Origin of the sequence: Enterobacter sp. WP_7_1 (genome assembly GCF_003688535.1) — a bacterium.
Classification (GTDB): Bacteria; Pseudomonadota; Gammaproteobacteria; order Enterobacterales; family Enterobacteriaceae; genus Enterobacter; species Enterobacter asburiae.
Genome location: NZ_REFK01000006.1, coordinates 189,285 through 195,578 on the forward strand (window position 1 = coordinate 189,285; position 6,294 = coordinate 195,578).

The following is a 6,294-nucleotide window of genomic DNA, read 5'->3' on the forward strand; positions in this document are numbered from 1 at the left end:
TAAAAATAAAAATGCCCGGAAACACCGGGCCTTAAGGATAAATTTGCTCAGGCAAGACGATTGCCCGGAATAAACCATTCGCGGCGGGAATTTAACAGATCCTGAGCGCTCATGGCCTTCTTGCCGGCCGGTTGTAGCGATTCAAGATTCAGGATCCCTTGTGCAGTCGCCACCTGGATCCCGTTCTTGTTGGCGTCAACAATCGTACCGGGTTCAGCCGTGGTAGTACCGCTAATGACGGAGGCTTTCCAGACTTTCACCGGCTGCTCATCAATCTCCATCCAGCTCATCGGCCACGGATTAAAAGCGCGGATGCAGCGTTCAAGTTGCGCGGCTGACAGGGACCAGTCGATACGCGCTTCTTCTTTGCTCAGTTTTTCGGCATACGTCACCAGTGCGTCATCCTGAACTTCCGGTTTCGCCGTGTTGTCAGCAAGCTGCTGGAGCGTCTCGATAAGCCCTTGTGGACCAAGGTCTGCCAGTTTGTCATACAGCGTAGCGCTGGTATCGTCTGACGTTATGGGGCACGCCAGTTTATACAGCATATCGCCGGTGTCTAAACCTACGTCCATCTTCATGATGGTAACACCCGTTTCGGCATCACCCGCCCACAGCGAGCGCTGGATAGGTGCAGCACCACGCCAGCGCGGGAGCAAAGATCCATGCACGTTGATGCAACCCAGGCGTGGCATATCAAGCACAGCTTTTGGCAGAATTAAACCGTAAGCCACTACCACCATTACGTCGGCATTCAGGTCAGCAACCAGCTGCTGATTTTCCTGCGGGCGTAACGATGCAGGCTGGAAAACGGGTAGCCCTTGCTCTTCTGCCAGCACCTTTACTGGGCTCGGCATCAATTTTTTGCCGCGACCAGCCGGACGGTCCGGCTGGGTAAAGACGCCAACAACCTGGTGACCAGACGATAACAGCGCGTCAAGATGACGCGCTGCAAAATCAGGGGTTCCCGCGAAGATAATACGTAGTGTTTTAGACACGATGATCCTTGTATCCGGGGGGACGTTATGCGCGAGAACGCAAACGATCCAGTTTCTCTACTTTCTGACGAATACGCTGCTGCTTCAGCGGCGAGAGATAATCGATAAACAGTTTACCGACCAGGTGGTCCATCTCATGCTGAATACAAATCGCCAGCAGGTCGTCTGCTTCCAGTTCGAATGGATTACCGTCGCGATCCAGCGCGCGAATTTTCACCTTTTCGGCACGCGGCACTAAAGCGCGCTGTTCAGGAATGGACAGACAGCCTTCCTCAATACCGGTTTCGCCACTCTTTTCGAGCAGCTCAGGGTTGATCAGCACCAGACGCTCATCGCGATTTTCGGAAACATCAATCACGATAATTCGCTTGTGAATGTCCACCTGCGTGGCCGCCAGGCCAATGCCTTCTTCGGCGTACATGGTATCGAACATATCATCAACGATACGCTGGATTTCTGCATTCACTTCTTTGACCGGTTCAGCGACGATGCGAAGGCGCTCGTCCGGAATATGTAACACTTGCAAAACTGCCATAAATTTCCAGAGTCGTGTTCAGGAGTTGATAAGAATACTCTTTCTATTCTAGACAAATCCCCCATCGATTGACAGCATCAGTGACCAATCGCAATGATTGCGGAGGCCGCTTATGGCAGGGGAAAGGATGACGTCTACCGAGATATGGTTACGGCTAATACACACAGGGTCTGTGTGTGGTGATGTAATGCTGGAAGTGGCTGCGCGACTGCAGAAGCAGGAACACCTCAACGTGCCCGTGGCCAGAAACGTCGGGCTGACAGCAAAGCAGACTGAACGCTTCTTTGCACTCGATGAGAGCGGGCTGGAACGTAGCCTTATGTGGCTCGAGCAGCCGGGACATCATTTATTAACGGCCAACCATCCCCTTTATCCCCCTTTGCTCCGCACGATCCCTGATTATCCCGGGGCATTATTCGTAAAAGGTAACCCTGAGACGCTTAATACGGTTCAGCTGGCGGTGGTAGGCAGTCGTGCGCCGTCATGGTACGGCGAGCGATGGGGGAAAATCCTGTGCGAACAACTGTCACAAAGCGGTTTCACGATCACCAGCGGACTGGCCTGCGGTATTGACGGCGTAGCCCACAGCGCGGCGCTGTCAGTTAAGGGACGAAGCGTAGCGGTGCTGGGGAACGGTCTTTTTAGCATTTATCCACGCCGGCATCAGGCACTGGCGATGCGGCTTATTGAATCTGACGGCGCGATAGTGTCTGAGTTCCCGCTTTCCGCACAGCCGAGGCCAGCAAACTTTCCGCGTCGTAATCGCATTATCAGCGGGCTTAGCAAAGGCGTACTGGTGGTTGAAGCGGCGCGCCGAAGCGGTTCGCTGGTCACGGCGCGATGCGCGCTCGAGCAGGGGAGAGAAGTCTTCGCCTTGCCTGGTCCGATAGGTAATCCCGGATGCGAGGGGCCCCACTGGCTGATTAAGCAAGGGGCAACGCCGGTAACGGAAGTAGGAGATATTCTTGAAAATTTGCAATATGGGTTGCAATGGCTGCAGGAAGATCCCGAAAAGCGACAATATTCATCAGATCAGGGAAAGGTGGCATTGCCATTTCCCAAGCTCCTGGCTAACGTAGGAGATGAGGTAACACCTGTTGACGTTGTCGCTGAACGTGCCGGCCAACCTGTGCCAGTAACGGTAGCACAGCTACTCGAACTGGAGTTAGCAGGGTGGATCGCAGCTGTACCCGGCGGCTATGTCCGATTAAGGAGGGCATGCCATGTTCGACGTACTGATGTATTTGTTTGAGACTTACATCCATAACGAAGCAGAAATGCGAGTGGATCAGGACAAATTGACACAGGATCTTACCGATGCGGGGTTTGAGCGGGAAGATATCTATAATGCGTTGATGTGGCTGGAAAAACTGGCTGATTATCAGGAAGGCCTCGCCGAACCGATGCAGCTTGCTTCTGACCCATTGTCAGTACGCATTTATACCGCAGAAGAGTGTGAAAGGCTGGACGCCAGCTGCCGGGGGTTCATCTTATTCCTTGAGCAGATTCAGGTGCTGAACCTCGAAACGAGAGAAATGGTGATAGAGCGCGTCATGGCGCTGGATACAGCAGAATTTGAACTGGAAGATCTCAAGTGGGTGATCCTGATGGTTCTGTTTAATATCCCGGGCTGTGAAAACGCCTATCAGCAAATGGAAGAATTACTCTTTGAAGTGAATGAAGGTATGCTGCACTAATTCAATGTGCAGCACCAAGAGTTGTTATGGCCAAATCAGCACTATTCACGGTGCATAAAAATGAGCCCTGCCCGCAGTGCGGGGCTGAACTTGTTATTCGGTCCGGGAAACACGGCCCGTTTCTCGGTTGTTCACACTATCCGGAATGTGATTATGTCCGTCCCCTGAAAAGCCAGGCGGATGGACATATCGTTAAAATTCTGGAGGGTCAGTTTTGTCCAGTCTGCGGTGGTGAATTAGCCCTGCGTCAGGGGCGTTTCGGCATGTTTATTGGATGTAGCCGCTACCCGGAATGCGAACATACGGAACAAATTGATAAGCCTGATGAAACGGCAATTGCGTGCCCTCAGTGTCAGCGCGGTCAGTTGGTACAGCGCCGTTCCCGTTATGGTAAGACGTTCCATTCGTGCGATCGCTACCCTGAATGCCAGTTCGTTATCAATTTTAAACCGGTAGCGGGAACCTGCCCTCATTGCAATTATCCGCTACTTATAGAGAAGAAAACTGCGCAAGGCATGAAACGCTTCTGTGCCAGTAAACAATGTGGAAAGCCGGTTACGGCGGATCAAAATAGTGAATAATAACCTGCCATCAGGCTCCATTGCGCATGCAGTGGACGTACTGAAAAATGAAGAAGTCATCGCCTATCCAACTGAAGCTGTTTTTGGGGTCGGTTGCGATCCTGACAGCGAGACGGCAGTGAGCCGTCTGCTTGCCTTAAAACAAAGACCTGTCGAGAAAGGGCTGATTTTGATCGCTGCGAATTATGAGCAGCTTAAACCCTATATCGATGACTCCATGCTGACGCTGGCGCAGCGCGAGACTATCTTCTCCGCGTGGCCTGGGCCTGTGACCTTCGTCTTCCCGGCGCAGCCAACAACGCCGCGCTGGTTAACCGGACGCTTTGATTCCCTCGCCGTTCGCGTAACTGACCATCCGCTGGTGGTTGAGCTTTGTCTGGCATTTGGTAAACCGCTGGTCTCAACCAGCGCCAACCTGACCGGATTGCCACCTTGTCGGTCAACCGAAGAAGTACTGGCGCAGTTCGGGAATGACTTCCCTGTTGCGGTCGGTGAAACGGGAGGGCGCCTGAATCCGTCTGAAATTCGCGACGCTTTGACCGGCGAACGTTTTCGCCAGGGGTAATCTCATGGAAACCTATGCTGTTTTTGGTAATCCGATTGCACACAGCAAGTCACCGTTGATTCATCAGCAATTTGCGAAGCAGCTGCAGATAAATCATCCCTATGGTCGCGTACTGGCACCGGTGGATGCATTTATCCCAACGCTGGAGGCTTTTTTCGCCGCGGGCGGTAAAGGCGCGAATGTGACGGTTCCTTTTAAAGAGGAAGCCTTCGAACGTGCGGATGAGCTGACCGAGCGCGCTTCACTGGCTGGTGCGGTCAATACCCTAAAACGGCTTGAGGATGGACGCCTTTTGGGTGACAACACCGACGGAATTGGTTTACTTAGCGATCTGGAACGATTGTCGTTTATTAAGCCCGGATTCCGGGTCCTGCTGATTGGTGCGGGTGGCGCATCGCGGGGAGTGCTGTTGCCTCTGCTTTCAATGGACTGTGCGGTGACCATTACCAACAGAACCTTTTCCCGCGCGGAAGCGCTGGCGGCGTTGTTTGCGCATACCGGCAGCGTGAGCGCGGTAGCGCTTGACGATCTTGCCGATCGTGAGTTCGATCTTGTCATCAACGCCACGTCCAGCGGCATCAATGGTGAGATCCCGGCAATTCCCGCTTCTCTGGTCAGCGCGCATATGTACTTCTATGACATGTTTTATCAGAAAGGGAAGACGCCTTTCCTTAACTGGTGCGAACAACACGGCGCGAAGCAGTTAGCCGATGGACTGGGAATGCTGGTGGGTCAGGCTGCGCATGCGGTGCTGCTCTGGCATGGCGTGTTGCCTGCGGTCGAACCTGTCATTGAAAAGTTAAAGCAGGAGCTTTCGGCGTGAACCAGGCTATTCATTTCCCGGACAGAGAAAACTGGGATGAGAGTAAACAAGCGGTCTGTTTTCCGGTGCTGGTGCAGGGGATGCAACTTACCTGTGCCATTCCTGGGGAAACGCTGTTACGTCGTTTTGGCGGTTCAGACCCTATAGCGGTATTTTGCGAAAATCGCTGGGATCTGGAAGAGGAAGCCAGCGATTTAATCCGCGAACAGCAGGAAGACGATCAGGGCTGGGTTTGGTTGTCCTGATCCAAATAGTCATTCTTCCAGTTAACGTAGTTGTTCGCCGAGTATTTTAACCCTTCGATCTCTGCCTCCTTCAGGGGGCGGATCTGTTTTACCGGGCTTCCCAGATAGAGATAGCCACTCTCCAGCCGTTTGTTCTGCGGGACCAGGCTACCGGCACCAATCATTACGTCATCTTCTACTATGACGCCATCCAGCAAAATCGACCCCATACCAACAAGTACGCGATTTCCGATAGTGCAGCCGTGAAGCATCACTTTATGGCCGACGGTAACCTCTTCTCCAATGATGAGGGGATTACCGTCCGGGTTATAGGAGGATTTGTGCGTGACATGCAGAACGCTGCCGTCCTGAATATTGGTACGGGCGCCAATCGACACATAGTTAACATCTCCCCTGATGGCGACGAGGGGCCAGATGCTGACATCATCGGCCATTCGGACATCGCCAATCACCACGCTGCTGGCATCGATCATCACGCGATTGCCTTTTTGGGGGAACAGATCTTTATAAGGACGTAATACTGCGGGCATATCTACCTCTAACAATGAGCGCTATACAGAAGACTTTGATCATATTAATGGATCGCGGCAAGGCAAAATACGTCAATATTTAAGCAGATCGGGCGGGATTTCAGCGAAAAGCGCGGAAAATCAGCAGTCGGAAAAAAAGATCTAAAAAATACTTGTGCTAAAAAATGGGATCCCTATAATGCGCCTCCATCGACACGGCGGATGTGAATCACTTCACAAACAACCCGGTCGGTTGAAGAGAAAAAATCCTGAAATAACGGGTTGACTCTGAAAGAGGAAAGCGTAATATACGCCACCTCGCAACGGTGAGCGAAAGCCGCGTT

9 protein-coding genes are annotated in these 6,294 nt (G+C 52.5%); 6 read left to right on the forward strand and 3 right to left on the reverse strand.

Going from position 1 to position 6,294, the window contains the following annotated elements:
- Positions 1-47: 47 nt before the first annotated feature.
- The gene (fmt, locus tag BJ885_RS20955; RefSeq protein WP_029740641.1) at positions 48-995 is read right to left on the reverse strand and encodes a methionyl-tRNA formyltransferase; all 948 of its coding nucleotides are present in this window, start codon (positions 993-995) and stop codon (positions 48-50) included.
- Positions 996-1,020: 25 nt separating this feature from the next.
- On the reverse strand, positions 1,021-1,530 hold the full coding sequence (gene def, locus BJ885_RS20960; protein WP_006812188.1) for a peptide deformylase: 510 nt from the start codon (positions 1,528-1,530) through the stop codon (positions 1,021-1,023).
- Positions 1,531-1,657: 127 nt separating this feature from the next.
- Here def and dprA point away from each other — a divergent pair, with 127 nt between their 5' ends.
- From dprA to BJ885_RS20990, 6 genes are read left to right on the forward strand one after another with little or no spacing between them, the layout of a single operon-like run.
- Positions 1,658-2,782, forward strand: coding sequence for a DNA-protecting protein DprA (gene dprA, locus BJ885_RS20965; protein WP_121932705.1), 1,125 nt, complete (start codon positions 1,658-1,660; stop codon positions 2,780-2,782).
- Positions 2,754-3,227 (forward strand): DUF494 family protein Smg, encoded by a 474-nt coding sequence (gene smg, locus BJ885_RS20970; RefSeq protein ID WP_008503477.1) that lies wholly within the window; start codon positions 2,754-2,756, stop codon positions 3,225-3,227. Before dprA ends, smg begins: the two co-directional genes overlap by 29 nt.
- Before the next feature lie 26 nt (positions 3,228-3,253).
- Positions 3,254-3,808 carry a type I DNA topoisomerase gene (locus BJ885_RS20975; RefSeq protein WP_032662341.1) on the forward strand — a complete coding sequence of 185 codons (555 nt, stop codon included), beginning with the start codon at positions 3,254-3,256 and terminating at the stop codon, positions 3,806-3,808.
- Positions 3,801-4,373, forward strand: coding sequence for an L-threonylcarbamoyladenylate synthase type 1 TsaC (gene tsaC / locus BJ885_RS20980; protein ID WP_121932698.1), 573 nt, complete (start codon positions 3,801-3,803; stop codon positions 4,371-4,373). The genes BJ885_RS20975 and tsaC overlap by 8 nt, the downstream gene beginning before the upstream one ends.
- 4 nt (positions 4,374-4,377) lie before the next feature.
- On the forward strand, positions 4,378-5,196 hold the full coding sequence (aroE, locus tag BJ885_RS20985; protein ID WP_121932699.1) for a shikimate dehydrogenase: 819 nt from the start codon (positions 4,378-4,380) through the stop codon (positions 5,194-5,196).
- The gene (locus tag BJ885_RS20990) at positions 5,193-5,441 is read left to right on the forward strand and encodes a DUF1488 domain-containing protein (RefSeq protein WP_029740646.1); all 249 of its coding nucleotides are present in this window, start codon (positions 5,193-5,195) and stop codon (positions 5,439-5,441) included. Before aroE ends, BJ885_RS20990 begins: the two co-directional genes overlap by 4 nt.
- Here the strand turns inward: BJ885_RS20990 and BJ885_RS20995 are convergent.
- Positions 5,417-5,971, reverse strand: coding sequence for a gamma carbonic anhydrase family protein (locus BJ885_RS20995; RefSeq protein ID WP_121932700.1), 555 nt, complete (start codon positions 5,969-5,971; stop codon positions 5,417-5,419). The two genes, BJ885_RS20990 and BJ885_RS20995, sit on opposite strands and share 25 nt — an antisense overlap.
- Between the last annotated feature and the right edge of the window lie 323 nt (positions 5,972-6,294).